Below are 25,823 nucleotides of genomic sequence, written 5' to 3' on the forward strand. Positions count from 1 at the left end.
TCAGCGTCGCGCCTGCTCGTGGCAGCAGCCGGCGGGCTCTGAGCGTCCGCTCGGGGCAACGCGATCGTCGCTGTCGTAACGGTCATGCAGGCGTACCCAGTCGGTGAGGTTGTGTTGGGGCCCGGTTTCGTTGCGCCCGTTGGGCGTCATGTCCAGCAGGACATAGGTGCCGAGCAGTTCTTCCGCGCCGCGACCATAGGTCGAGAAGGTGTGGAAGATGTCGCCCTGCGGGTCGCGGTAAAAAACACTGAAGCCCGACAGCTCCTCGCAGACGAAGGGTTGCCAGGCGTAGTTGTAGAAGACCTTGCCCTCGACGATGTCCTCGGCATCGAAGGACACGTGGAAGTCGCGGTTGAACATGCTGCCGGCCGACGACAGCCAGCGGAACTGCCAGCCCATGCGCTGGCGGAACGCCTCCAGCCGCTCGAACGGCGCGCGGGAAATGGCGGCGAAGCTGACGTCATGCTGCAGCAGGTGCAGTAGCGCACCGCCGATATGATCGGCCTCGAACGAACAGCCGACGCAACCCTCGGTCCAGTCCGGGCCGAACATGAAGTGCTTGATCACCAGCTGGCTGCGACCCTCGAACAGCTCGCTCAGGCGAACCGCGCCGCTGGTATCGTGAAAGCGATAGTCCTGCGCAAGGCGTCGCCAGGGCAGTTGCCGACGCTTTTCGCTGAGCGCATCGCGCTGGCGGGTGAGCTGTTTCTCTTCCTGCAGATGGGCGCTGTGGGCGGCCAGCCAGTCCTGATCGGATACGACCTTGTGCGTTGCCATGTAGACCTCCGGGGCGCGGATTGGGAGCGGGCGCGGAGCCACCGCCGCGCGGCAATGGCCCTGTGACAGAGTCGATTGGCGCCGGGCGAAATCGACATCGGGCCAGGGAACGTCCGGCGGCTGGCGGCGCTGTGGTTGAACTTAGCGGCCGCCGCCGCGCTCGTAATTCAGGCAAGGGCCAACCGTATGGCCCGATCTGATCCCGTTCGCAGAAGGAATAACGAGATGTACAACAAGACACTGACCGCCGCGCTCGCCGTTGCCATCCTCGGTTCTGGTGCTACCTTCGCCGCCGACAAGCCCGGCGCCGACTGGATCAGCCTCGAACAGGCCGTAGAGAAGGCCAAGGCCGCCGGCTACACCGAACTGCACGGCATCGAGGCCGATGATGATGGCTGGGAAGGCGAGGGCATGAAGCAGGACGGCAAGAAGTACGAGTTCAAGATCGATGGCCGTACCGGCGAAGTGACCAAGGACAAGGAAGACTGAGCCTGCGCGTTCCTCTCGCCTGGCGTCTTCGCTGAGCGCATCGCCTGCCCCCTGGCGGCGCTGCGCTCAGCAGCCACTTGCCACAGCGCTCCCGCAACGGGAGGCAGCTACTGACAGAGCAGGTATCATCCACCTCCCTCGTCGCTACCGTGTAGCTGCATTCATGTCCGCTTCCAGTTCCCGCCCCAGCACCCTGCATCTGCCGCCAGGCGATTGGCCTACGGTGCTCGACTGCCTGTGCGCGCACTTCCCTGCGATCAGTCGCGCTACCTGGCTCGATCGCATCGCCCGCGGCCGCGTGCTTGATGCGCAGATGCAGCCGATCGATGCCGCGCAGGCCTATCGGGTAGGCATGCGCATTCATTACTTTCGCGAAGTGCCGAATGAGACCCCGGTGCCGTTCGAAGAACGCATCCTGCACGTCGACGAGCATCTGGTGGTAGCCGACAAGCCGCACTTTCTCTCGGTGATGCCAGCTGGCGAATACGTCAACGAAACCCTGCTGGCGCGGCTCAGCAAACGGCTGGGTAACGCCGATCTGGTACCGATTCATCGTATCGATCGGCTCACCGCCGGTCTGGTGCTGTTCTCGGCCAACCGGGGGAGCCGAGGTGCCTACCAGGCGCTGTTCCGTGAGCGGGAGATCAGCAAGCGCTACGAGGCAATCTGCCCGGCGCTGCCGCATCTCGAATTTCCCCTGCGCCGACGCCTGTGCATGGTGCCGGGCGACCCCTTCTTCCTGATGCGTGAGGGCGCCGGTGAGCCGAACAGCGAAACGCTGATCGAGGTGCTCGAACGGCGCGGCGACCTCTGGCGCTACGGGCTCTCCCCCATCAGCGGCAAAAAGCACCAGCTGCGCCTGCACATGGCCACGCTCTGCGCCGGTATCTGCAATGACCCGTTCTATCCCGAGCTGCTCGAGCGCAGCGAGCGTGAGGCCGACGACTACGCGCGGCCACTGAAGCTGCTGGCGCGTGGATTGCGCTTTAGCGATCCGCTGAGCGGAGCGCTGCGCGAATTCGAGAGCACGCTGCAACTGGATTGGTAACGGTGGGCGCACCTTCGTGGGATTGGCGAGTCTCAAATCCAAGACAGCCCAGCCCCTGGTGCAGCCATGCCCGAAGGTCCTTCCATCGTCATCCTGCGTGAAGAAGTCGCGGCATTCGCCGGGCGCACCATCGAACGTGCCGAGGGCAGCGCCAAGATCGACATGTCCCGGCTGGCCGGTCAGGTGGTGCGTGGCTTCCATAGCTGGGGCAAGCATTTCCTGATCGAGCTGGACGACGTCTCCGTCCGCATCCACCTGCTGCTGTTCGGCAGCTACCGCATCAACGAGCGCAAGGACGCCGTAGCGCGGCTGAGCCTGGGCTTTGCCAACGGCGAGCTGAACTTCTACGCCTGCTCGGTGCAGTTGATCGAAGGGCCGCTGGATGCGACGTACGACTGGAGCATGGACCTGATGAGCGACGCCTGGAGCCCGCGCGCGGCGCTCAAGCGGCTGCGTGCGCATCCGCAGATGCTGGCCTGCGACGCGCTGCTGGACCAGACGCTGTTTGCCGGCTCCGGCAACATCATCAAGAACGAAGTGCTGTTTCGCATCCGCATCCATCCGCTGTCGCTGATCGGCGAGTTGCCGGCGGCGAAGCTGCGCGAGCTAGTGCATGAAACGCGCACCTACAGTTTCGAGTTCCTGCAGTGGAAGCGCGAAGGCACCCTCAAGGCCCATTGGCTGGCCCACAACCGCGATATCTGTCCGCGCTGCAAGATTCCCTTCAGCAAGGCGAAGGCGCTGGGGCGCAGCAAACGCCGGGCGTTTTTCTGCCTGCGCTGCCAGAAGCGCTATGGCGACTCAGCGCAGATCGTGGCCGACGAGCCGGGCGCGGTGGATGAGGGGGAGGGTGGACAATGGAGCGGCCTTGTCAACGCGGTTGGTTCGCCGCCGCCGAGGTGGTCGCCGGGTACCGGTGGAAAAGCTGCGCATTTTCCACCCTACGGCGGCCGTGGTGTTGGGGCGCAGATGGCCGGCCGGTGCAGGGGCCTCGTAGGGTGGACAACGGCACCGCCTTGTCCTCGAGGCTAGCGGGGCTCGGAGCCGGGCTGGAGGGAGACAGTGGGAAGCTGCCGCGTTTTTCACCCTATGTGCCGCTCGTTGAGTATCGCCTCAGCGCAGCAGCGGCCTGAGCGCGTCAGCCAGCTGCGAGGCCATGCTCACCGCATTGCTCTCATGGGCGATGCAGTCGGTACTCCAGATCTGACCGACCCCGGCGGCGCGGATCACCGCCAGCGCATCATCGGCGAACAGCGCGTGGGTCACTGCGACGTCTACCGAGGCGGCGCCAGCGGCCAGCAGTTTCTCCGCGGCATTGGCGAGGGTGCGGCCGGAACTGGCGACGTCATCGAGCAGCACTACATGGCGCCCGGCAAACTCCAGCGCCGGCAGTGCGATGTCGACCTGGCGATCGCCGTGGCGCACCTTGTTGCACACGCCGTGTTCGAAGCCATGTTCGACGGCGGCAGCTTCGATCCACTGCAGCGCCTCGGCATCCGGGCCGATCAGCAGGGCATCGGGATGCCGCTCGGCGATTAGCCGTGCCAGCGCCGGTGCCGCGCACAGTGTCACGGCATCTTCCAGAGGCACGGCTTCCTGCAGGGTAGCGACGCGGTGCAGGTGCGGATCGACGGTGATCAGCCCGTCGAACTGGCTGGCCAGCAGCTGGCCAAGCACCCGCTGGCTGACCACTTCACCGGGATTGAAGGCGATGTCCTGGCGCATGTAGGCCAGATAAGGCGTGACCAGGATCAGTCGCCTGGCGCCCAGTCGGCGCGCCTCGCCGGCGATCAGGAGCAGCTCGACCAGCTTCTCGTTGGGATGGTCGAGGCCGCGGTAGATCACCAGCTGCTCGGCGATGGCCTCGCCTTCGCCCAGTGGCAGACGCAGGCGCAGTTCGTCATCGGGAAAACGGTGGCGCTCGACTGCCGCAGCGGCCAGCCCAGAGGCTTCGGCCAGTCGCAGGGCGGCGGCGCGCTCGTCATCGAAATACAGCAGCTGGCTTTGCATCGGCACTCCCGAAACGGTTTTTGGCTGTTCGGCGCTGCCGACCTGAACCTCGGGCGATCTCGGCGCGGCAGTCCGCCTGAATGGGATACAGACAGCCTGCAGCTCGCAGCCGTTCGCCGTGGGAGGTCAGTCGTCGTCAGCGCGCTGCCCAGCCGCCGTCCATGTTCCACGCGGCGCCGCGTACCTGATCGCCGGCCTCGCTGCAGAGGAACAGCGCCATCGCACCTAGCTGCGCGGGGGTGACGAAGTCCAGCGAGGGCTGCTTTTCGGCGAGGAGGTCGTGGCGGGCGCGTTGTTCGTCACCACTTTCCCGCGCGCGCTCGTCGATCTGCTGCTGTACCAGTGGGGTCAGCACCCAGCCGGGGCAGATGGCGTTGCAGGTGATCGGCGTGGTGGCGGTTTCCAGCGCGACGACCTTGGTCAGCCCGACCAGCCCGTGCTTGGCGGCGACGTAGGCGGCCTTCTGCTCGGAGCCCACCAGCCCGTGCACCGAGGCGATATTGATGATCCGCCCCCAGCCGCGCTGGCGCATGCCGGGCAGGGCCAGGCGTGTGGTGTGAAACGCCGAGGACAGGTTGATGGCGATGATGGCGTCCCAGCGCTCCACCGGGAATTCCTCCACCGGCGCCACGTGCTGGATGCCGGCATTGTTGACCAGGATGTCGACGCCGCCGAAGTCGCGCTCGGCGTAGGCGAACAGCTCGGCGATCTGCGCTGGGTCGGACACGTCCGCACCGTGGTGGCCGACCTTGTGGCCATGGCGGCCGACTTCAGCCAGCGCCGGCGAGGCATCGCCGAAGCCGTTGAGAATCAGGTTGGCGCCGGCTTCGGCCAGCTTCAGCGCGATGCCAAGGCCGATGCCGCTGGTGGAGCCGGTGACCAGTGCGGTCTTGCCTGTGAGGTTCATGGTTTCTCCCGCTTGGCGGCGACCGCGCTGGGCGGCGCCTCGTTTTTCTTGTTGTCGGAAGGCAATCGCAGATGTCGTGATGCTCGCCGAAATCGGCGAAGCGCCGCGATCAGACGATGCCGGTAGCGTAGTACACACCGATCACGAAGAAGGCCGCGGCCGTGGCGATCAGGGTGATGGCAAAGATGTCCTTGTAGGATTCGCGGTGGGTCAGCCCGGTGACCGCCAGCAGGGTGATCACCGCGCCGTTGTGCGGCAGGGTGTCGAGCCCGCCGGAGGCCATCGAGGCGACCCGGTGCAGCACTTCCAGCGGAATCTGCGCGGCGTGGGCGGCGGCGACGAAGCTGTCGGCCATCGCGGCCAGGGCGATGCTCATGCCGCCAGAGGCCGAGCCGGTGATGCCGGCCAGCAGGTTGACGGTGATGGCCTCGTTGATCAGCGGATTGGGGATCGCCGAGAGCGCGTCGGCCACCACGATGAAGCCCGGCAGAGAGGCGATCACCGCGCCGAAGCCGAATTCCGACGCGGTGTTCATCGCCGCCAGCAGCGAACCGCCGACCGCCGTGCGGCTGCCCTCGGCGAGCTTGCCGCGCAGGGTGCCGAAGCTGGTTGCCAGCACCAGCGCGATGCCCAGCAGCAGCGCCGCTTCCACCGCCCAGATGGCGGTGAGCTTGCCGACCTCGGTGACCAGCGGGGCGCTCATGCCGGGCAGCTGCAGGCTGTGGCTGGTGCCGTAGAACTCGGGAATCCAGCGGGTGAACAAGAGATTGGCGACCAGCACCAGAAGCAGCGGCGACAGCGCCAGCCAGGGGTTGGGCAGGGCGATGTCGGCCGGCGTCTCCGGCTCGTTGCGCAGGTTGGTGCCGTAGCCTTCGCCGGCGGCAATGGCCTTGCCGAGCTGCCACTTGAGATAGAGCATGCCCAGGCCGAATACGAAGAGGGTGCCGATCAGGCCGAGCCAGGGCGCCGCCCAGGTGGTGGTGTTGAAGAAGGTGGTGGGGATGATGTTCTGGATCTGCGGCGTGCCGGGAATGGCGGTCATGGTGAAGGTGAATGCGCCGAGGGCGATGGTCGCCGGGATCAGCCGCTTGGGCATGTTGCTCTGGCGGAACATCTCGGCGGCGAAGGGGTACACGGCAAACACCACGACGAACAGCGACACGCCGCCGTAAGTGAGCAGCGCGCAGACCAGCACGATCACCAGCATCGCCTGGCTGGTGCCGAGCAGGCGGATCGCCGCGGCGACGATGGAGCGCGAGAAGCCGGACATCTCGATCAGCTTGCCGAACACCGCGCCGAGCAGGAACACCGGGAAGTACAACTTGATAAAGCCGACCATCTTCTCCATGAAGATGCCGGTGAACGCCGGCGCCACGGCGGACGGGTCGGTGAGCAGCACCGCACCCATGGCGGCGATGGGAGCAAACAGGATGACACTGTAGCCGCGGTAGGCGGCGAGCATCAGCAGGGCCAATGCAGCAAGGGCGATGACGACGCTCATCGGGGACGATCTCCTGGCCCCGTGCGGCACGACCGAACGCTGCCGAGGGCATTCGGGGACTCGCTGCTGCACGGCAGGCGCTTGTTTTTCTTGTTTCGGCTGCGGACAGGCCGCACGGTGATTTAGCGAGTTCCGTGCCAGATACGCAACTCGCTGATTTGCATGGTCTTTATCTTGAGTGTCCAGATCGTTGGACGGCGCTTGTGTCTTGCATCCTGGACAGTGCGGTCCAGCATTCCGGACAACGTCGCCGTCCGGAATGCTCCGGCCTCAGGTCAGGAAATAGAGCCCGCCGGCGATCACCACGCCGGAGAACACCAGGCAGAGCAGGCAGTAGCCCATGATGTCGCGGGCACCGAGCCCGGCGATGCCCAGCAGCGGCAGCGCCCAGAACGGCTGGATCATGTTGGTCCAGGCATCGCCCCAGGCGATCGTCATGGCCGTGACTTCCGGTGCCACGCCGAGCGCGGCGCCAGCCGGCAGCATGATCGGCCCCTGCACTGCCCACTGGCCGCCACCGGAGGGCACGAAGACGTTGACCAGCCCGGCACTGAGAAAGGCCAGCACCGGGAAGCTCTCGGTCGTCGACCAGGTTACGAAGGTGTCAGTGACCTGTCGGCCGAGCGATACGCCGGCCGCATTGGCGCCGACCATCATCCCCATGATCCCGGCGTAGAAAGGGAACTGCACGACGATGCCGGCGATGCCGCGAATGCTCTCCTCGATGGCGCGCATGTAGCGCTCCGGCGTGCCATGCATCAGCAGGCCGGTGAAGAGAAAGATCGAGATCACGATGTTCAGGCTCAACGCCAGGCCGTTCTCGCTGAAGTGCCGGTAGAAGAACAGCACCGCCAGCGCGACCATGATCAGGCCGAGGGTGCGGCTGTCGTCCAGGCGCTGGGTAGCGGTCTCCCGCGGGATGTCGCTTGGCTGGGGTTCCTCCAGCAGCGCCGGGTCGACCACTTTCGGCGTCTTCGGCTGCATGGCCCAGTTCAGCAGCGGCAGGCCGACCACCAGCACGGCGATGATGATCAGGTTGTAGGAGGCGAACAGCGTCTGGCCGACGCCGATGGCCTCGGTCAGTGCGCCACCGGTCATCTTTTCCAGATCGGCGCCACCGCTGGCCAGCGACAGCGGAATCGAGCCGGAAAAGCCGCCGTGCCAGATCAGGAAGCCGGAGTAGGCCGAAGCCACCAGCAGCGGGTAGTCGACGCCGCGCACCTGACGCGCCAGCGCGCGGGCGAAGACCGCGCCGATGACCAGGCCGAAACCCCAGTTGATCCAGGAACCGGCCAACGCGACGAGCGTGACCAGCACGATGGCCTGGCCCGGGGACTGCGGGATGCGGGCCATGCGGTCGAGCAGTCGGTTGATCGCCGGCGCCCGTGCCAAGGCATGGCCGGTGACCAGGATCAGCGACATCTGCATGGTGAAGGCCAGCAGGTTCCAGAAGCCGTTGCCCCAGTGCTGCGCCATCGCCGGCAGGCCCTGACCGGTACTGAGCATGGCGGCGATCAGCACGATCAGTGTGAGCAGGATGGCGAAGACGAAGGGCGAGGGGAGGAAGCGTTGCACCAGGTAGACGCTGACCGCGGTTATTCTGTTGAGCACGATGGGGTTCTCCCTTGTTGTCGTTATGTCGCCGCGCAGGTGCGGCGTTTCGCTTATGAGTGCGGCGGCGGCCGGCTGTTCCGCCGTACCCGGTCTCAGGAGATTGCTTTATGCGTATTGCGTTGCTGCTATCGCTGATGGCCGTCGCGACCACCGCCCAGCCCGCCGAGCCGTTGCGGCTGCAGCTTGGCGGGCATCAACTCCAGGCCGAATATGCGGATACCTTCTTGCAGCGCCAGCGTGGTCTGATGGGGCGTAGTGAACTTGCCAGCGACAGCGGCATGTTGTTCCGCTTTGATGAAGTGCGCCGGCACTGCCTATGGATGAAGGACACGCCGCTGCCGTTGTCCGCGGCGTTCTTCGATGAGGACGGCGTTCTGGTCGATGTGATCGATCTGGAGCCGTTCAATACCGAGATTCGTTGTTCGAAGCGGCCGGCACGTTATGCGCTGGAGATGGATCAGGGCTGGTTCGCTGAGCGGGAGATCGGACGGGACGCGCGGCTGGAAGGGATACCGGAGGAGTAGGCGTGCAAGCGGTGCGTCGGTGCGTAGGGTGGATAACGGCGAAGCCTTATTCACCGTAACCAGGCCCGACGCATGCGGATGTCTGGGACGGTGTCGGAGGCGATCTTGGTGGACGCGTGGAAAAGGCTCTGGCCGTTTTCCACCCTACGCTTTCATTCCCTCGTGCGGCTGCTTCGCTCGTAGGGTGGATAACGGCTCCGCCTTGTCCTCCGCCCGCCGCGAACCCGGTCTGTAGGCTCAATCCAGCGGCAACTCCGTGGTCCGCTTCACCTCGCTCATGGCGATATGCGAGTGCGCCTCCTGCACGTGGGGGCGTTGCAAAAGCTGGTCGCGCAGGAAGCGTTCGTAGCTGTCGATATCGCGCGCCACCACCTTGAGCAGGTAATCCGACTCGCCAGCCATGGTGTGGCACTCCAATACCTCGGGGTAACCCACCACCGCCCGCTCGAACTCGTCGAGGTTGCTGCGCCCGTGGGCCGAGAGCTTGATGTTGACGAACACTGTCATGTTCAGCCCGAGTTTCTTCGGGTTGAGCAGGGCGACCTTGCGCTCGATCAGCCCCTCCTCCTGCATGCGGTGGATGCGTCGCCAGCACGGCGATTGCGACAGTTCGACCTTCTCGGCAATTTCCGCCGCGGAGAGATCGGCGTTGTGTTGCAGCAGAAGGAGGATCTTGCGATCGATGCTGCTTAGGGGCGAAGTCTGCATGGTCGTGCCTGTTTTCTTGTTGTTAGCGAATGGGTCATGCACAGAAGCGCTGTTCTACCGCAAAAGTAGAAAGAAAATCTCTCTTCGTCACGGCCAGACTGTTAATCGACACGCGACGGTGGGGTGATCCCCTGCCGATTGCCGGCGTGGAGAGACAACCGTGCGGTTTCTCCATGACTGCGTCAGGCGGGTAGCGAACAACGCAACCCTGACTCCGATAACAACAAATTAGGAGCGCCCCATGTCTCTGGCCGAGATCCGTCTGGACGACAAGTACCGGCTTGCAACCGGTCATCTTTACCTCACCGGCACCCAGGCGCTGACCCGCTTGCCGATGCTGCAGCATCAGCGTGATCAGGCTCGTGGTTTGAATACCGGTGGCTTCATCTCCGGCTATCGCGGCTCGCCATTGGGCGGGCTGGACAAGAGCCTCTGGGAAGCCCGCGACTACCTCAAGCAACACGCCATCCACTTCCAGCCGGGCGTCAACGAAGAGTTGGCCGCCACCGCGGTGTGGGGCAGCCAGCAGACCAACCTGTTCCCCGGCGCCAAGTACGACGGCGTGTTCGCCATGTGGTACGGCAAGGGCCCGGGGGTCGACCGCGCCGGTGACGTGTTCAAGCACGGCAATGCGGCAGGTGTTGCACCCAACGGCGGCGTGCTGCTGCTGGCGGGTGACGACCACGGCTGCAAGTCCTCGACGCTGCCGCACCAGAGCGAGCATGCCTTCATCGCCGCCTCGATTCCGGTGCTGAACCCCGCCAACGTTCAGGAAATTCTCGATTACGGCATCATCGGCTGGGAACTGTCGCGCTACTCCGGCTGCTGGGTGGCACTGAAGACCATCGCCGAGAACGTCGATTCTTCCGCCGTGGTGGAAGTCGATCCGCTGCGCATGCAAACGCGCATCCCAGAAGATTTCGAACTGCCCGAGGACGGCGTGCACATCCGCTGGCCGGACCCGCCGCTGGCCCAGGAAAAGCGCCTCAATCTGTACAAGATTTACGCTGCGCGCGCCTTCGCCCGCGCCAACAACCTCAACCGGGTGATGCTTGATTCGCCGAATCCGCGCATGGGCATCATCACCACCGGCAAGTCCTATCTCGACGTGCGCCAGGCGCTGGATGACCTCGGCCTCGACGAAGCGCTATGCGCCTCGGTCGGCCTGCGGGTGCTCAAGGTCGGCATGAGCTGGCCGCTGGAGCCGGTCTCGGTGCACGAGTTCGCCCAGGGGCTGGACGAGATTCTGGTGGTCGAGGAGAAGCGCAGCATCATCGAAGACCAGCTCACTGGGCAGCTCTACAACTGGCCGGTCAGCAAGCGCCCGCGGGTGGTCGGCGAATTCGACGAGCAGGGCAATTCATTGCTGCCGAATCTCTCCGAGCTGACCCCGGCGATGATCGCCCGGGTGATCGCCAAGCGCCTCGCGCCGATTTACACCAGCGAAAGCATCCTCACCCGCCTGGCTTTCCTCGATGCCAAGGAGAAGGCCCTGGCCGCGCGCAGCTACAGCACCGTGCGCACGCCGCATTATTGCTCCGGTTGCCCGCACAACACTTCGACCAAGGTGCCCGAGGGCAGCCGTGCCTCGGCCGGCATCGGCTGTCATTACATGGTGCAGTGGATGGACCGGCGCACCGAGACCTTTACCCAGATGGGCGGCGAGGGCGTCAACTGGATCGGCCAGGCGCCGTTCACCGACACCCCGCACATGTTCCAGAACCTCGGCGACGGCACTTATTTTCACTCCGGCAGCCTGGCCGTGCGTGCGGCCGTCGCGGCCGGCGTGAACGTGACCTACAAGATTCTCTACAACGATGCTGTGGCCATGACGGGCGGCCAGCCCATCGACGGCGAGCTGCGCGTCGACCAGCTCAGCCGGCAGATCTTCCACGAAGGCGTCAAACGCATCGCTCTGGTCAGCGATGAGCCGGACAAGTACCCGACCCGCGATACCTTCGCGCCAATCACCAGCTTCCATCACCGCCGCGAACTGGATGCCGTGCAGCGCGAGTTGCGCGAATTCAAGGGCGTCTCGGTGATCATCTACGACCAGACCTGCGCCACCGAGAAGCGTCGTCGGCGCAAGCGCGGCAAGCTGGAAGACCCGGCCAAGCGCGCCTTTATCAACCCGGCGGTCTGCGAGGGTTGCGGCGACTGCGGTGAGAAGTCTAACTGCCTCGCCGTGTTGCCGCTGGAAACCGAACTGGGGCGCAAGCGCGAGATCGACCAGAACGCCTGCAACAAGGACTTCTCCTGCGTCGAGGGCTTCTGTCCGAGCTTCGTCACCGTGCATGGCGGCGGGTTGCGCAAGCCCGAAGCCGTGGCTGGCGGTATCGAGGCGGCGACGTTGCCCGAGCCGCTGCACCCAACGCTGGATCGTCCATGGAACGTGCTGATTCCGGGTGTCGGCGGCAGCGGTGTGACTACCCTTGGCGCGCTGCTCGGCATGGCCGCGCATCTGGAAGGCAAGGGCTGCACGGTGCTCGACCAGGCCGGCCTGGCGCAGAAGTTCGGCCCGGTGACCACCCACGTGCGCATCGCCGCGAAGCAGAGCGACATCTACGCCGTGCGCATCGCCGCCGGTGAGGCCGATCTGCTGCTCGGCTGCGACCTGATTGTCACGGCGGGCGACGAGTCACTGACCCGCCTCAACGAGCAGATCAGCAACGCCGTGGTGAACAGCCACGAATCGGCCACCGCCGAGTTCACCCGCAACCCCGACGCCCAGGTGCCCGGCGGCGCCATGCGGCAGGCCATCAGCGCGGCGGTCGGTGCCGAGAAGACCCACTTCGTCGACGCCACCCGCCTCGCCACGCGACTGCTCGGCGATAGCATCGCCACCAACCTGTTCCTGCTCGGCTTCGCCTATCAGCAGGGGCTGCTGCCGATCAGCGCCGAGGCCATAGAGAAGGCTATCGAGCTCAACGGCGTTGCCGCCAAGCTGAATCTGCAGGCCTTCCGCTGGGGCCGCCGTGCCGTGCTCGAGCGTGAAGCGGTGGAGCAGTTGGCACGCCCCGTCGATATGGTCGAACCGATCTGCAAGACCCTGGAAGAGATCGTCGACTGGCGCGTGGACTTCCTTACCCGCTACCAGAGTGCCGGACTGGCGCGCCGCTATCGCCAGTTGGTCGAGCGCGTGCGCGACGCCGATAGCGCGGACGATCTGGCGCTGTCCAAGGCCGTCGCGCGCTACTACTTCAAGCTCCTCGCCTACAAGGACGAGTACGAGGTAGCGCGGCTGTACAGCGAGCCGGAATTCCGCCAGCAGCTCGAAGCGCAGTTCGAGGGCGACTACAAGCTGCAGTTTCACCTCGCCCCAGCCTGGCTGGCCAAGCGTGACCCCGTCACCGGTGAACCGCGCAAGCGCGAGCTGGGGCCGTGGGTGCTGAACCTGTTTGGCGTGCTGGCCAAGTTCCGCTTCCTGCGCGGTACGCCGCTCGATCCGTTCGGCTATGGCCACGACCGCCGCGTCGAGCGCCAGCTGATCAGCGAGTACGAGAAAACCGTGGACGAGCTGCTGGCCCAGCTCAAGCCGACCAACTACCGCACCGCCGTGGCCATCGCCGCGCTACCGGAACAGATCCGCGGCTACGGCCCGGTGAAGGAGCGCTCCATTGCCAAGGCCCGCCAGCAAGAGAAGTTGCTCCGCGAGCAGCTGGCCAAGGGCGACGAGGTGCAGAGCGTGCGGCTGTTCCAGCCTGCGGCCTAGCGCGATGGCCGCGAAGTTACTGGCGCAGGAGTAACGCCTGACAGCCAGTTTTTCGCGGCCCGGATCGCCCGAATAGCGGTGGCCCCGGTACCAGACAACAAGGCTCTGCTGGCTGCAGAGCATCAGACCAACAAGAACGAGGTAACCCAAATGTCCGTCTTCGCTCACCCCGACTTCGATCGCCACGAGCAGGTGGTCTTCTGTCATGACCAGGTGTCGGGTCTGAAAGCCATCATCGCCATCCACGACACGCGCCTCGGTCCGGCGCTGGGTGGCTGTCGGATGTTTCCCTACGCCAATGACGACGACGCCCTGCGCGATGTGCTGCGCCTGTCGCGCGGGATGACGCTGAAATCCTCGCTGGCCGGACTCAAGCTCGGCGGCGGCAAGGCGGTGATCATCGGTGACCCGCACACCGGCAAGAGCCAGGCGCTGCTGCATGCGATGGGTGATTTCGTCGACAGCCTCGGCGGGCGCTACATCACCGCCGCCGACTCCGGCACCGGCGATGCCGAGATGCAGGCCTTCGCCCAGCGCACCCGTCATGTGGTCGGCGCCACGCCACGCACCACGCTGGATGGCAGCATCGCCAGCGGCGACCCGTCGCCATCCACCGCCTATGGCGTGTTCGTCGGCCTCAAGGAAGCGGTGCGCCAGCGCCTCGGTCGCGACGATCTGACCGGGTTGAAGGTGGCGATCCAGGGTGTTGGTCATGTCGGCCTGGGCCTGGCGCGGCACCTGAAGGCGGCTGGCGCCGAGCTGTGGGTGGCGGACATCTTCGATGCCAACGTCAAGCAGGCGATGGAGGAAGTGGGCGCCAACGTGGTGCGCCCGCAGGACATCTACGGCCTGGACGTGGACGTTTTCGCGCCCTGCGCCATGGGCGGCATCCTCAACGAGCAGACCCTGGAAGTGCTGCGCGCCCCGGTGATCGCCGGGGCGGCCAACAATCAGCTGGCCACCGCCGAGATCGGCATCGAACTGCAGCGGCGCAACCAGCTCTACGCGCCGGACTATGCGATCAATGCCGGCGGCATCATCGACGTCTACTACCAGCGCACCGGCGGCAGCGCCGCGCAGATCGACGCTCATGTGAACGCCATCGGCGATACCCTGCGCGAGATATTCACCCGCTCCGCTGCCAGCGGTGAGCCGACCTCGGTAATCGCCGATCGCCTGGCGCTGGAGCGCCTGCACGCCGCCGGCGTACCGCAGGCCGAGGCACTCAAGCGCCAGGCTTCATGAGTCCTGACGGCCGGTCGCCTGGGCGTGCCGGCCTTCACTGAGCGGGGCGGCCGGTTCTGATCGCCAGCGCCGTGCCCGCTCCGTTCGTTCGCACCATCCCTGACAAAAACAACAAGCAGGAATCCGCAATGACCGATAAAACCAGCCTCGCGGCCGGCACCTTCGCCGGCGCGCGCGCACGCATCCAAGACAACGCCAGCCGCGGCCTGTGGTCCTCCCGCTGGGTGTTCTTCCTCGCCGCCACCGGCTCGGCGGTGGGCCTGGGCAATATCTGGAAATTCCCCTACGTGACCGGGCAGAACGGCGGCGGCGCCTTCGTTCTGGTCTACCTCGCCTGCATCCTGCTGATCGGCATTCCGCTGCTGATGACCGAGGTGATGATCGGCCGCCGCGGTCGGGCGAATCCTGATGGCGCCGTGGCCCGGCTGGCTCGCGAAGCCGGGGCCAGTTCGCGCTGGCGCGTGGTCGGCTGGCTCGGCGGGCTGACCGGCTTTCTCATTCTGAGTTTCTATCTGGTGGTGGCTGGCTGGGCGCTGGCCTATGTGCCGGCGACTTTCAGCGGCGGTTTCACCGGCGTCAGCGGTGAGGCCAGTGGCGAGCTGTTCGGCGCGCTGCTGGCGGACCCGCTGCGCCTGGTGGTTTGCGCCACGCTGGTGCTGGCCGCGACCATGCTGATCGTCGGTTTCGGCGTGCGCGGTGGGCTGGAGCGTTCGCTGCGTTTTCTGATGCCCGGACTATTCGTGCTGATGCTGGTGCTGGTTGTTTATGCCGCCATCGAAGGCGAATTCGCCCAGGCGCTGCAGTTTCTCTTCGTGCCGGACTTCTCCGCGCTGACTGCGCAGAGCGTGCTGGTCGCCCTTGGCCATGCCTTCTTCACCCTGAGCCTCGGTTGCGGCGCGATGATGGTCTACGGCTCCTATCTGCCGGAAGGCACCTCGATCGCCAAGACCTCGATTCTGGTGGCGCTGGCCGATACCGCGGTGGCGCTGCTGGCAGGCCTGGCGATCTTCCCGCTGGTGTTCGGCAACGCGCTGGAACCTGGGGCCGGGCCGGGGCTGATCTTCGTCACCCTGCCGATCGCCTTCGGCCAGATGCCACTGGGGCAGGTCGTCGGTGGGCTGTTCTTCGTGATGCTGGTGATCGCCGCGCTGACCTCGGCCATCTCGCTTTCCGAGCCGAGCATCGCGTGGCTCACCGAGCGCTTCGGCATCAGCCGGACCAAGGCGGTGCTGGGCAGCGGTCTGGTGCTCTGGCTGCTGAGCCTGGGCAGCGTGTTCTCCTTCAACCACTGGGCGGACTACCAGCTGTTCGGCAAGACCTTCTTCGACACCCTGGACTACCTCACCACCAATTGGCTGATGCCGCTGGGTGGGCTCGGTACGGTGCTGTTCACCGGCTGGGTGCTGCAAAAACAGGTGGTCAGCGACGCGATCGGCATTCGCAACGCCGGGCTGTTCCAGGCCTGGTGGAAGCTGCTGCGCTACGGCACGCCGGTGGCCATCGTGCTGGTATTCCTCAACCTGCTCGGGCTGATCTAGCAGGCTGGGTCGACGGGGCGGTGGGCTGAAGCCCACCCTACCGTGTGCAGTCGGCTCTTGCGCTTGGTGGGCCGAAGCCCACTCTAAAGTGTGCCGTGGGCTTCGTTCGAAGTCCCTTTGGTGGGCTCGGAGCCTGCCCTGCGAGTCAGGCCCTTAACGGGTTCTCGTAGGGTGGGCTTCAGCCCACCTTTTTTTTCGCCTCGGGCGCCTGGAATACATGTGCGGCAGCTTGTCGCACCACGCTGTCAGCTTTTCGTTACGCCTGGCAAGCCGCTGGGCCAGGCTTTTCAGCAAAAAAGGCGATGTAAGGAAAACCTGACGGCGGGGATGGCGCCAGCCGCTTTCCGTGCCCGTAAACAGCATTGTTCGCTGCCCTGGCCTGGGGTGTGATGGGGCCAGCCAAGCCGTGCAGCGGCAGTCCTCACAACAATAATCAGGAGGCGATATGAACGCCGTGAACAAGATCGAACAGCACAATCCCATCGGTACCGACGGCTTCGAGTTCGTCGAATTCACCGCGCCGAATGCCGAAGGCATCGAGCAGCTGCGCGCGCTGTTCACCCAGATGGGCTTTACCGAAACCGCCAAGCACCGCTCCAAGGAGGTCTGGCTGTTTCAGCAGCACGACATCAACATCGTGCTCAACGGCAGCCCCACCGGGCATGTGCGCGAGTTTGGCGAGAAGCACGGCCCGAGCGCCTGCGCCATGGCCTTCCGGGTGAAGAATGCCGCGCAGGCCGCCGCCTACGTCGAATCCCAGGGCGCCAAGCTGGTCGGCAGCCACGCCAACTTCGGCGAGCTGAACATCCCCTGCGTCGAAGGCATCGGCGGCTCGCTGCTGTATCTCGTCGACCGCTACGGCGACAAGAGCATCTACGACGTCGACTTCGAGTACATCGAAGGCCGTACGCCGAACGACAACGCCGTCGGCCTGATGTGCATCGATCACCTGACCCACAACGTCAAGCGCGGGCAGATGGATGTCTGGTCCGGTTTCTACGAGCGCATCGCCAACTTCCGCGAGATTCGCTACTTCGACATCGAAGGCAAGCTGACCGGTTTGTTCTCCCGTGCCATGACCGCGCCCTGCGGCAAGATCCGCATCCCGATCAACGAGTCGGCCGACGACAAATCGCAGATCGAGGAATTCATCCGCGAATACCACGGCGAGGGCATCCAGCACATCGCGCTGTCCACCGACGACATCTACGAGACCGTGCGCCGCCTGCGTGCCAACGGCGTGGATTTCATGACAACCCCCGCGACCTACTACGAGAAGGTCGATACCCGCGTCGCTGGCCATGGCGAGCCAACCGATGTGCTGCGCGAGCTGAACCTGCTGATCGACGGCGCGCCGGGGGACGACGGCATCCTCCTGCAGATCTTCACCAACACGGTGATCGGCCCGATCTTCTTCGAGATCATCCAGCGCAAGGGCAACCAGGGCTTCGGCGAAGGCAACTTCAAGGCGCTGTTCGAATCCATCGAGGAAGACCAGCTGCGCCGCGGCGTGATCAAGGCGGACGAGTAAGTCCGGCGTCGAGGTGGGGTTGCGTAGGGTGGATGTCGCGAAGCACATCCACGCGTTTCGGTAGGCCGACATGAACGCGTGGCCGACACAGACGCGTGGAAGATGCTTCGCAGTCTTCCACCCTACGCATCGACAACCACCGCAGCGCCATTGAGATCACGCGGTATCACGAGGAGAGGCACATGAGCCGCAAATGGATCAGTTTCCCCATCCGCGAGGGTGAGAGTTCGCGTCAGGCGCACTGCGATTTTCCGCAGGGTACCTACGAGCGCGAAATGGGCCGCGAAGGCTTCTTCGGCCCGGCTTCGCACCTGCATCACAAGCATCCGCCGACCGGCTGGATCGACTGGGAAGGCCCGCTTCGCCCGCATGCCTTCAACTTCAACCACATCCCCAGCGAAGGCGACTGCCCGCTGCAGGCGCCGTTGGCGCTGCACAACGCCGACGTCAAGCTGCGCCTGTGGAAGACCAACGGCGCCATGCGCCACCTGGTGCGCAACGGTGATGGTGACGAACTGCTGTTCATCCACGAGGGCGCCGGGCATCTGTACTGCGATTTCGGCCACCTGGAATTCCGCGACGGCGACTACCTGATGATCCCGCGCGGCACCGCCTGGCGCATCGAGGTGACGCAGCCGGTGTTCATGCTCTTGATCGAGAACACCGACGGCGCCTACCAGCTGCCGGAAAAAGGCCTGGTCGGCCCGCATGCCATCTTTGACGCCGCGGTGCTCGACCATCCGCGGCTGGACGACGCCTTTCGCGCGCAGCAGGACGAGAACCCCTGGCAAATCCGCATCAAGCGGCGAGACCAGATCACCACCGTGACCTACCCGTACAACCCGCTGGACGTGGTCGGCTGGCACGGCGACAACACCGTGGTACGGCTCAACTGGCGCGACATCCGCCCGCTGATGAGCCATCGCTATCACATGCCGCCGTCGGCGCACACCACCTTCGTCGCCAACGGTTTCGTGGTCTGCACCTTCACGCCGCGGCCGGTGGAATCCGATCCGGGTGCGCTGAAGGTGCCGTTCTTCCACAACAACGACGACTACGACGAAGTGCTGTTCTACCACCGCGGCAACTTCTTCAGCCGCGACAACATCGAGCAGGGCATGGTGACCTTCCACCCCTGCGGCTTCCCCCACGGGCCGCACCCGAAGGCACTGAAGAAGGCCAGCACCGACCCGGCAACCTTTGCCGACGAGGTGGCGGTGATGATCGACACCCGCCGCGCGCTGGAAGTCGGCGAAGCCGCCGCAGCCGTCGATGTCCCCGAATACGTCAACTCCTGGCGTGCGCCGGGCAAGGAATCCTGATGAAACTCGCAACCCTCAACCAGGGCCGCGACGGCGTGCTCGTCGTCGTTTCCCGCGATCTCGCCCAGGCGGTGAAAGTGCCGCAGATCGCCGCCACGCTGCAGGCCGCGCTGGATGACTGGAACTACTGCAAGCCGAAGCTGGAAGCGGTCTACCAGCGCCTCAACGACGGGCTGGAGGAGGGCGCATTCGCCTTCGACCAAGGCGCCTGCCACAGCCCGCTGCCGCGCGCTTATCACTGGGCCGATGGCAGCGCCTACGTCAATCACGTCGAGCTGGTGCGCAAGGCGCGTGGCGCCGAGATGCCGGAGTCCTTCTGGCACGATCCGCTGATGTACCAGGGCGGCGCCGATGCCTTTATCCCGCCGCACAGCCCGATCCGCCTGGCCGACGAGGCCTGGGGCATCGATCTGGAAGGCGAGCTGGCAGTGATCACCAGCGACGTGCCCATGGGTGCGACGCCGGCCGAGGCGGCCGCGCACATCCAGCTGCTGATGCTGGTCAACGACGTCTCGTTGCGCAATCTCATTCCCGGTGAGTTGGCCAAGGGGTTCGGCTTTTACCAGAGCAAGCCGTCGTCGAGCTTCTCGCCGGTGGCGGTGACGCCGGACGAGCTGGGCGAAACCTGGCGCGACGGCAAGGTGCATCGGCCTCTGGTTTCGCACATCAACGGCGAGCTGTTCGGCCAGCCGGATGCCGGCACCGACATGACCTTCAACTTCCCGACCCTGGTCGCCCATGCCGCGCGCACCCGTCCACTGGGCGCCGGCACCATCATCGGCTCGGGCACGGTGTCGAACTACGACCGCAGCGCTGGCTCGTCCTGCCTGGCCGAGAAGCGCATGCTCGAGGTGGTCGAGCACGGCGAGGCGAAGACGCCATTCCTCAAGTTCGGCGATCGGGTGCGCATCGAGATGTTCGACGCCGCCGGACAGAGCATCTTTGGTGCTATCGATCAGCAGGTCGAGCGCTATGAGCACTGAGCTGACGCTCTACGGTTACTGGCGCTCCAGTGCCGCCTACCGGGTGCGCATCGCGCTGAGCCTCAAGGGGCTGGCCTACCGGCAGGTGCCGGTGCATCTGGTCAAGGATGGCGGCCAGCAGCGTGCGGCCGATTACCGCGCCCTCAACCCGCAGCAGCTGGTGCCGTTGCTAGTTGACGAAGCCAACGGTGGGGCACGCATCAGCCAGTCGCTGGCGATTCTGGAATACCTCGACGAGGTGTTCCCGGTGCCGGCGCTGCTGCCGGACGATCCGGTTCGCCGCGCCCAGGTGCGCGCCCTGGCCATGCACATCGCCTGCGAGATCCATCCGCTGAACAACCTGCGTGTGTTGCAGTACCTCTCCGCCGAACTGGGTGTCGACGACGAGGCCAGGAACGCGTGGTATCAGCACTGGGTCGGTCAGGGTCTCGCCGCCGTGGAAGCGGGCCTGGAATGTTTCGATGGCAGGCTTTCCCTGAAAGATCGGCCAGGTTATCTGGAGGCATGCCTGGTGCCGCAGGTATACAATGCGCGCCGTTTTGCCTGTGACCTCGCGGCGTATCCACGCATTCTCGAGATCGTTGCACGCTGCGAGACGCTTCCGGCCTTCCAGCAGGCCGCGCCGGAGGTGCAGCCCGACGCTCAATGAACGACTGAATTCGCCTTGCACGCCGTCGCGCCCTGCGCGACGGTCCCGATCCCGTCACAGATAACAACAAACAGGTGACGTATGACTCGTGAAAAACCGAAGAACCTCTGGCTGTCGCGCTGGGGCTTCATCCTCGCGGCAACCGGCTCCGCCGTGGGCCTGGGCAACATCTGGAAATTCCCCTACATCACCGGCGAGTTCGGCGGTGGTGCCTTCGTACTGATGTACCTGCTGTGCATCCTCGCCATCGGCGTACCGGTAATGATGTGCGAGATCGCCATCGGTCGCCGCGGCCGTGGCAGCCCGATCGACGCCATCGGCCGGGTAGTCCGCGAGAACAACGGCAACCCGCTGTGGAAGGCGGTTGGCGGCATGGCGATGACGGCCGGCTTCCTGATCCTCTGCTTCTATGTCGTGGTCGCCGGCTGGGCCTTCGCCTACACGGTGAAGATGCTCGACGGCTCCCTGGCGGCGACCAGCGTTGAGGCATTGGGTGGCGTGTTCGAGGCGCACAACTCCAACCCGTGGGAACTTGGCGGCTGGAGCCTGCTGGTGGCATTGCTGACGCTGTGGATCGTCGCCAAGGGCGTGCAGAAGGGCATCGAGAACGCGGTGCGCTGGATGATGCCGGGGCTGGCCGTGCTGCTGCTGATCCTCGTGGGTTACGCGGTCACCAGCGGCGGCTTCGATCAGGGCTTCGCCTTCCTGTTCAGCTTCGATACCTCGAAGATCACCGGCGAGGCGCTGCTGGCCGCGCTTGGCCACGCATTCTTCACCCTCAGCCTGGCTTCCGGTGCGATCCTCACCTACGGCTCGTACATCCCGGATGACCAGTCCATCGCCCGCACCACCTTCATGGTCGCCATCGCCGACACCTGCGTCGCGCTGCTGGCGGGCCTGGCGATCTTCCCGATCATCTTCGCCAACGGCATGGACCCGACTGCAGGCCCGGGTCTGATCTTCATGAGCCTGCCACTGGCCTTCCAGCAGATGCCGTTCGGCACCGCCTTCGGCGTGCTGTTCTTCGCCATGGTGTCGATCGCCGCGCTGACCTCGGCGATCTCCATGATCGAGGCAACCGTCGCCTACCTCAACGAGAAGCACGGCATCTCGCGGATCAAGGCGGCAATGGGTTCCGGCGTGGTGCTGCTGGTGATCAGCCTGCTGGCGATGCTCTCGTTCAACCTGATGTCGGGCTGGACGCCGATGGGCAAGAACTTCTTCGACTGGCTGGATTACCTGACCTCGCGCTGGATGATGCCGCTGGGCGGGATCTTCACCGTGCTGCTGGCCGGCTACGCGCTGCGCAGCGAGATCATGCGCGACGAGCTGAACCTGCCGCCGCTGGGCTACGCGCTGTGGCTGTTCATGGTTCGCTATGTCTGTCCAGTGCTGATCCTCATGGTCTTCCTGCATGCCCTTGGCTGGTTGGGCTTCGACCCGTTGCAGCGCTGGTACTGGATCGCCGGAGCGATCGGTGCGCTGGCGGTGCTTGGCGAGATGTTGCGTCCGCGGGTGATGCCGGCCCTGGCCGGTCGCTGACCACGGCGCGGCCCCTTCGCGTGAAGAACGCCAGCCAGCAGGCTGGCGTTTTTTATGGGGAAACATCCGCATTGCGACTAGTAGGTCAAGTTTCTTTGGGAGCGGCCGAAAAAGTGATTGAGATCAAAGGAATGCACAGTGCGCAGGATGCCAGCACCCCGTTCAGTCATTCGGATGCGCCTCAAATGTCTAGTCATCTCAAGTTCAGCCACAAGATTCTGCTGGCCGCCTCGTTAGTGGTGATCGCAACTTTTGCGCTGTTTACCCTCTATAACGATTATCTGCAGCGGAGCGCCATTCGCGCCAACCTCGAAAGCTACCTGGGGGAAATGGGCGAGGTTACCGCCCACAACATTCAGAACTGGCTGTCAGGCCGTATCCTGCTGGTGGAAAGCGCTGCGCAGACCATCGGCCGGGATGACTCGGCAGAGTCTGTTGGCAGTCTGCTCGAACAACGTGCACTGACCTCTACGTTCATGTTCACCTATCTCGGCGGAGCCGATGGCAGCTATATCCTCCGCCCTTACGAGGCCATGCCGGACGACTACGATGCGAGAACTCGCCCCTGGTACAAGGATGCGCTGTCTGCAGATGGCACGACGCTGACCGAACCTTACCTGGATGCCACGCTGAACGAGCTGGTTGTGACAGTCGCAACCCCGGTCAAAAGCGGCCAGGGCGCGACGGGTGTAGTTGGTGGCGACCTAGGCCTGAAAACTCTGGTGGATATGCTCAACGCGCTGGATTTTGATGGCATGGGGTACGCCTTTCTTGTCAGCGGCGACGGCAAGGTGTTGGTCCATCCCGATCAGCAGATGGTCATGAAGTCGCTCCAGGATATTTACCCGCAGAATACGCCGTCGCTCAGTAGTGGCTATGTCGAGGCGCAGCTTGAGGGTAATCCGCGCATCCTCGGCTTCAGCCCAGTCAAGGGCCTGCCTTCGGTGCAGTGGTACGTGGGTATTTCGCTGGATCGTGACAAGGCCTATGCCGCGCTGACCAGTTTCCGCACCACCGCGCTGGTCGCCACGGTTGCCGCCGTGGCGTTCATCCTGCTGCTGCTGGGCATGCTGATTCGTGTACTGATGCGTCCGCTCACCGACATGGGCCGCGCCATGGCCAACATCGCCGAGGGCGAGGGCGACCTGACCCGGCGCCTGGCGGTGCAGTCCAAGGATGAGTTCGGTCAGCTGGCGACCGCCTTCAACCGCTTCGTCGAGCGTATCCATGAATCGATCCGCGAGGTGTCATCGGCCACGCTGCAGGTCAACGAAGTGGCACAGCGCGTGCTCGGCGCTTCGAACGCATCGATGGCCAACTCCGACGAGCAGGCCTGTCGCACCAACAGCGTGGCGGCGGCGATCAACGAACTTGGCGCCGCCGCCCAGGAGATCGCCCGCAACGCGGCAGATGCCTCGCAGCACGCCAGTGGCGCGCGACATCAGGCCGAAGACGGTCGCCAGGTGGTGGAGCAGAACATCGCCGCGATGCGCGAGCTGTCGGCGAAGATCAGCGCGTCCTGCGGGCAGATCGAGGCGCTCAATGCCAAGACCGTGGACATCGGTCAGATTCTCGAGGTGATCAAGGGCATTTCCGAGCAGACCAACCTGCTCGCGCTGAACGCCGCCATTGAGGCGGCGCGGGCCGGCGAGGCGGGACGCGGCTTTGCCGTGGTCGCCGACGAGGTGCGCAACCTGGCGCATCGCACCCAGAGCTCGGCGCAGGAAATCCAGCAGATGATCGAGCAGCTGCAGGTTGGTGCCGGCGCTTCGGTGCAGACCATGACCGAAAGCCAGCGGCAGAGTGAGTCCAGCGTCTCCATCGCCGACCGTGCCGGCGAACGCCTCGGCGAGGTGACCCAGCGCATCGGCGAGATCGACGGCATGAACCAGTCGGTGGCCACCGCCACCGAGGAGCAGACCGCGGTGATCGAGTCGCTGAACATGGATATCACCGAGATCAACACGCTGAACCAGCAAGGCGTGGAGAACCTGCAGTCGACCCTGCGCGCCTGTGGCGACCTGGACCAGCAGGCGCGCCGGCTGAAGCAGCTGGTGGATAGCTTCCGGATCTGACCGGAACGGTGGTTCTAGAGGGCGCTGCGGCGCCCTTTTTCATGGATGTGATTCGGCAGCGGAGCAATGTGCCCGTGACTACAGTCTCAACTGTTCACGTCGCGCTTCAACAAGGAGGCTCCATGAAAATTCTCATCGTGCTCACGTCCCACGACCAGCTGGGTGACACCGGCAAAAAGACCGGCTTCTGGCTGGAGGAATTCGCCGCGCCGTACTACGTCTTCCTGGATGCCGGGGCGCAGGTGGTGCTCGCGTCGCCCGAGGGTGGCGAACCGCCGCTGGACCCGAAGAGCGACGAGCCCGACGCCCAGACCGAGGCCACCGAGCGTTTCAACGGGGATGGCGAGGCGCAGACGCTGCTGGCCAACACCTATAGTCTGCATCAGGTGTCTGTCGAGGATTTCGACGCGGTGTTCTATCCGGGCGGCCACGGCCCGCTGTGGGACCTGGTGGACAACCCGACCTCCATTGCCCTGATCGAATCCTTCGTCAAGGCCGACAAGCCGGTGGCCGCGGTCTGCCACGCACCGGCGGCGCTGACCGAGGTGCGCGGCAAAGATGGCGAGTATCTGGTCAAGGGTAGACGCGTCACCGGCTTCACCAATGGCGAGGAAGCGGGTGTGGAGCTGACCGATGTAGTGCCGTTCCTGCTCGAGGACCGCCTGCGCGAGCGTGGCGGCCAGTACAGCAAGGGCGCGGACTGGGCGCCTTACGTGCAGGTCGACGGGCTGCTGGTGACCGGGCAGAACCCGGCCTCATCGGAAGCGGCGGCAGAGGAACTGCTCAAGCTGCTGCGCGGCTGAACTCACTGTGGCCAGGCGAGCTGTTCCGCCTGGCCACAGGCCTCGAACAGCGGCCGGCTGAACAGATAGCCCTGCATCAGGTGAATGCCGAGGTCGAACAGAGCGCTGCATTCGTCGGCGGTTTCCACGCCTTCGCCGATCACCTTGATACCCAACTCCTCACACATCCCCACCGTCGCCCGGACGATGGCCTGACGCATGCGGCTCTGGTCGATGCCGCGGATCAGGTCCATGTCCAGCTTGATGATGTCCGGCTGGAAATCGGCCAGCAGATTTAGCCCGGCAAAGCCCGCACCGAAGTCATCGATGGCGGTAAGAAAGCCGATGCGCTGGTATTCGCGGAACACCTCGGTCAGCCACTTGCCGTCGTTGATGCGCTCGCCTTCGACGGTCTCGAAGATGATTTGCTCGATGGGAAAGTCGTGGGCGCGGGCGGCTTCCAGCGTCGAGCGGATGCACAGCTCGGGGCGGTAGATCGCGTTGGGCATGAAATTGATCGACAGCTTGCTCTGCATGCCCAGCCTGGACGCGGTCTTGATTGCCTTGACCCGGCCGGCCTGGTCGAAGCGGAAGCGGTTCTGCTCGGTGACCTGCGACAGCACGGTCGGTGCGGGCTCGCCATCCGGGCCGCGAACCAGGGCCTCATGGGCGAAGATCTGCTGGCTGTGCAGGTCGATGATCGGCTGGAACGCGTAGCTGAAGCGAAAGCCCAGGCGCTCGCCACTGGCGCAGCTGGGGCAGGCGCCGTGCTCGGCGGCGCCGTGGCACGGATAGGCATCTGGGGCAGGGATGCTGCTGGTGTTGCTCGAACTCATGGGCGCACTCGATTGGACCGACTCATAGCA

Annotated in this window: 20 protein-coding genes and 1 pseudogene; 14 read left to right on the forward strand and 7 right to left on the reverse strand. The window is 64.9% G+C overall.

The annotated features are described in order from the left end of the window. A complete protein-coding gene (locus IEG05_RS05075) occupies positions 1 to 777 on the reverse strand; it encodes a DUF899 domain-containing protein (RefSeq protein WP_046617784.1) in 777 nt (258 codons plus the stop codon). 225 nt (positions 778 to 1,002) lie between these two features. Between IEG05_RS05075 and IEG05_RS05080 the strand changes: the two genes are divergently transcribed. The 3 genes and pseudogenes from IEG05_RS05080 to IEG05_RS05090 all read left to right on the forward strand — a co-directional run. Continuing rightward, entirely contained in the window at positions 1,003 to 1,266 is a 264-nt protein-coding gene (locus IEG05_RS05080) for a PepSY domain-containing protein (RefSeq protein WP_191121714.1), read from the forward strand. A 163-nt stretch (positions 1,267 to 1,429) separates the two neighbouring features. Continuing rightward, on the forward strand, positions 1,430 to 2,314 hold the full coding sequence (locus IEG05_RS05085; protein ID WP_191121715.1) for a pseudouridine synthase: 885 nt from the start codon (positions 1,430 to 1,432) through the stop codon (positions 2,312 to 2,314). A 66-nt stretch (positions 2,315 to 2,380) separates the two neighbouring features. Further along, positions 2,381 to 3,160, forward strand: a pseudogene (locus tag IEG05_RS05090) (DNA-formamidopyrimidine glycosylase family protein); the annotation flags it as partial. Between the two features lie 267 nt (positions 3,161 to 3,427). Here IEG05_RS05090 and IEG05_RS05095 read toward each other — a convergent pair. From IEG05_RS05095 to IEG05_RS05110, 4 genes are all read right to left on the reverse strand, one after another. Further along, a complete protein-coding gene (locus tag IEG05_RS05095; RefSeq protein WP_046617786.1) occupies positions 3,428 to 4,324 on the reverse strand; it encodes a ribose-phosphate diphosphokinase in 897 nt (298 codons plus the stop codon). A 136-nt stretch (positions 4,325 to 4,460) separates the two neighbouring features. Further along, positions 4,461 to 5,231 carry a 3-hydroxybutyrate dehydrogenase gene (locus IEG05_RS05100; protein ID WP_191121716.1) on the reverse strand — a complete coding sequence of 257 codons (771 nt, stop codon included), beginning with the start codon at positions 5,229 to 5,231 and terminating at the stop codon, positions 4,461 to 4,463. A gap of 109 nt (positions 5,232 to 5,340) precedes the next feature. Further along, entirely contained in the window at positions 5,341 to 6,732 is a 1,392-nt protein-coding gene (locus tag IEG05_RS05105) for a GntP family permease (RefSeq protein ID WP_191121717.1), read from the reverse strand. Positions 6,733 to 7,002: 270 nt separating this feature from the next. Next, positions 7,003 to 8,343: a short-chain fatty acid transporter gene (locus IEG05_RS05110; protein WP_046617787.1), complete on the reverse strand. Its 1,341-nt coding sequence runs from the start codon at positions 8,341 to 8,343 to the stop codon at positions 7,003 to 7,005. Between the two features lie 110 nt (positions 8,344 to 8,453). On the opposite strand from IEG05_RS05110, the gene IEG05_RS05115 reads away from it, so the two are divergent. Further along, a complete protein-coding gene (locus IEG05_RS05115) occupies positions 8,454 to 8,870 on the forward strand; it encodes a DUF192 domain-containing protein (protein WP_014821541.1) in 417 nt (138 codons plus the stop codon). 237 nt (positions 8,871 to 9,107) lie between these two features. Here the strand turns inward: IEG05_RS05115 and IEG05_RS05120 are convergent, their stop codons facing one another. Beyond that, positions 9,108 to 9,578, reverse strand: coding sequence for an Lrp/AsnC family transcriptional regulator (locus IEG05_RS05120; protein ID WP_003281718.1), 471 nt, complete (start codon positions 9,576 to 9,578; stop codon positions 9,108 to 9,110). A 241-nt stretch (positions 9,579 to 9,819) separates the two neighbouring features. Here IEG05_RS05120 and IEG05_RS05125 point away from each other — a divergent pair, with 241 nt between their 5' ends. The 10 genes from IEG05_RS05125 to IEG05_RS05170 all read left to right on the forward strand — a co-directional run bounded on the left by IEG05_RS05125 (position 9,820) and on the right by IEG05_RS05170 (position 24,978). Next, positions 9,820 to 13,290 carry an indolepyruvate ferredoxin oxidoreductase family protein gene (locus IEG05_RS05125; RefSeq protein ID WP_046617789.1) on the forward strand — a complete coding sequence of 1,157 codons (3,471 nt, stop codon included), beginning with the start codon at positions 9,820 to 9,822 and terminating at the stop codon, positions 13,288 to 13,290. 150 nt (positions 13,291 to 13,440) lie between these two features. Next, positions 13,441 to 14,535 carry a Glu/Leu/Phe/Val dehydrogenase dimerization domain-containing protein gene (locus IEG05_RS05130; protein ID WP_046617993.1) on the forward strand — a complete coding sequence of 365 codons (1,095 nt, stop codon included), beginning with the start codon at positions 13,441 to 13,443 and terminating at the stop codon, positions 14,533 to 14,535. A gap of 128 nt (positions 14,536 to 14,663) precedes the next feature. Further along, positions 14,664 to 16,073, forward strand: a complete 1,410-nt coding sequence (locus tag IEG05_RS05135; RefSeq protein ID WP_046617790.1) for a sodium-dependent transporter — start codon at positions 14,664 to 14,666, stop codon at positions 16,071 to 16,073. Between the two features lie 445 nt (positions 16,074 to 16,518). Continuing rightward, the gene (hppD, locus tag IEG05_RS05140) at positions 16,519 to 17,604 is read left to right on the forward strand and encodes a 4-hydroxyphenylpyruvate dioxygenase (protein ID WP_046617791.1); all 1,086 of its coding nucleotides are present in this window, start codon (positions 16,519 to 16,521) and stop codon (positions 17,602 to 17,604) included. Positions 17,605 to 17,786: 182 nt separating this feature from the next. Next, on the forward strand, positions 17,787 to 18,926 hold the full coding sequence (locus IEG05_RS05145) for a homogentisate 1,2-dioxygenase (RefSeq protein ID WP_191121718.1): 1,140 nt from the start codon (positions 17,787 to 17,789) through the stop codon (positions 18,924 to 18,926). After that, complete coding sequence (locus IEG05_RS05150; RefSeq protein ID WP_046617792.1) at positions 18,926 to 19,909, forward strand: fumarylacetoacetate hydrolase family protein; 984 nt, start codon at positions 18,926 to 18,928, stop codon at positions 19,907 to 19,909. Before IEG05_RS05145 ends, IEG05_RS05150 begins: the two co-directional genes overlap by 1 nt. Then, positions 19,899 to 20,558, forward strand: a complete 660-nt coding sequence (gene maiA, locus IEG05_RS05155; RefSeq protein ID WP_046617793.1) for a maleylacetoacetate isomerase — start codon at positions 19,899 to 19,901, stop codon at positions 20,556 to 20,558. The genes IEG05_RS05150 and maiA overlap by 11 nt, the downstream gene beginning before the upstream one ends. 81 nt (positions 20,559 to 20,639) lie before the next feature. Then, entirely contained in the window at positions 20,640 to 22,100 is a 1,461-nt protein-coding gene (locus IEG05_RS05160; protein ID WP_003281701.1) for a sodium-dependent transporter, read from the forward strand. 185 nt (positions 22,101 to 22,285) lie between these two features. Continuing rightward, complete coding sequence (locus IEG05_RS05165; RefSeq protein ID WP_046617994.1) at positions 22,286 to 24,175, forward strand: methyl-accepting chemotaxis protein; 1,890 nt, start codon at positions 22,286 to 22,288, stop codon at positions 24,173 to 24,175. Between the two features lie 122 nt (positions 24,176 to 24,297). After that, the gene (locus IEG05_RS05170) at positions 24,298 to 24,978 is read left to right on the forward strand and encodes a type 1 glutamine amidotransferase domain-containing protein (protein WP_046617794.1); all 681 of its coding nucleotides are present in this window, start codon (positions 24,298 to 24,300) and stop codon (positions 24,976 to 24,978) included. 2 nt (positions 24,979 to 24,980) lie between these two features. Here IEG05_RS05170 and rimA read toward each other — a convergent pair whose 3' ends face one another. Then, on the reverse strand, positions 24,981 to 25,793 hold the full coding sequence (rimA, locus tag IEG05_RS05175) for a S6 modification regulatory phosphodiesterase RimA (RefSeq protein ID WP_046617795.1): 813 nt from the start codon (positions 25,791 to 25,793) through the stop codon (positions 24,981 to 24,983). Positions 25,794 to 25,823 lie beyond the last annotated feature (30 nt).

It is taken from the genome of Stutzerimonas kunmingensis (assembly GCF_014764705.1).
Lineage (GTDB): Bacteria > Pseudomonadota > Gammaproteobacteria > Pseudomonadales > Pseudomonadaceae > Stutzerimonas.

Coding starts and splice junctions, on each gene's coding strand:
- IEG05_RS05150 (WP_046617792.1), top strand. CDS start 18,926: ATGAAACTCGCAACCCTCAACCAGGGCCGCGACGGCGTGCTCGTCGTC.
- rimA (WP_046617795.1), bottom strand. CDS start 25,793: ATGAGTTCGAGCAACACCAGCAGCATCCCTGCCCCAGATGCCTATCCG.
- IEG05_RS05165 (WP_046617994.1), top strand. CDS start 22,286: ATGTCTAGTCATCTCAAGTTCAGCCACAAGATTCTGCTGGCCGCCTCG.
- IEG05_RS05080 (WP_191121714.1), top strand. CDS start 1,003: ATGTACAACAAGACACTGACCGCCGCGCTCGCCGTTGCCATCCTCGGT.
- IEG05_RS05095 (WP_046617786.1), bottom strand. CDS start 4,324: ATGCAAAGCCAGCTGCTGTATTTCGATGACGAGCGCGCCGCCGCCCTG.
- IEG05_RS05105 (WP_191121717.1), bottom strand. CDS start 6,732: ATGAGCGTCGTCATCGCCCTTGCTGCATTGGCCCTGCTGATGCTCGCC.
- IEG05_RS05100 (WP_191121716.1), bottom strand. CDS start 5,231: ATGAACCTCACAGGCAAGACCGCACTGGTCACCGGCTCCACCAGCGGC.
- hppD (WP_046617791.1), top strand. CDS start 16,519: ATGAACGCCGTGAACAAGATCGAACAGCACAATCCCATCGGTACCGAC.
- IEG05_RS05170 (WP_046617794.1), top strand. CDS start 24,298: ATGAAAATTCTCATCGTGCTCACGTCCCACGACCAGCTGGGTGACACC.
- IEG05_RS05135 (WP_046617790.1), top strand. CDS start 14,664: ATGACCGATAAAACCAGCCTCGCGGCCGGCACCTTCGCCGGCGCGCGC.
- IEG05_RS05115 (WP_014821541.1), top strand. CDS start 8,454: ATGCGTATTGCGTTGCTGCTATCGCTGATGGCCGTCGCGACCACCGCC.
- IEG05_RS05130 (WP_046617993.1), top strand. CDS start 13,441: ATGTCCGTCTTCGCTCACCCCGACTTCGATCGCCACGAGCAGGTGGTC.
- IEG05_RS05120 (WP_003281718.1), bottom strand. CDS start 9,578: ATGCAGACTTCGCCCCTAAGCAGCATCGATCGCAAGATCCTCCTTCTG.
- IEG05_RS05075 (WP_046617784.1), bottom strand. CDS start 777: ATGGCAACGCACAAGGTCGTATCCGATCAGGACTGGCTGGCCGCCCAC.
- maiA (WP_046617793.1), top strand. CDS start 19,899: ATGAGCACTGAGCTGACGCTCTACGGTTACTGGCGCTCCAGTGCCGCC.
- IEG05_RS05125 (WP_046617789.1), top strand. CDS start 9,820: ATGTCTCTGGCCGAGATCCGTCTGGACGACAAGTACCGGCTTGCAACC.
- IEG05_RS05085 (WP_191121715.1), top strand. CDS start 1,430: ATGTCCGCTTCCAGTTCCCGCCCCAGCACCCTGCATCTGCCGCCAGGC.
- IEG05_RS05160 (WP_003281701.1), top strand. CDS start 20,640: ATGACTCGTGAAAAACCGAAGAACCTCTGGCTGTCGCGCTGGGGCTTC.
- IEG05_RS05145 (WP_191121718.1), top strand. CDS start 17,787: ATGAGCCGCAAATGGATCAGTTTCCCCATCCGCGAGGGTGAGAGTTCG.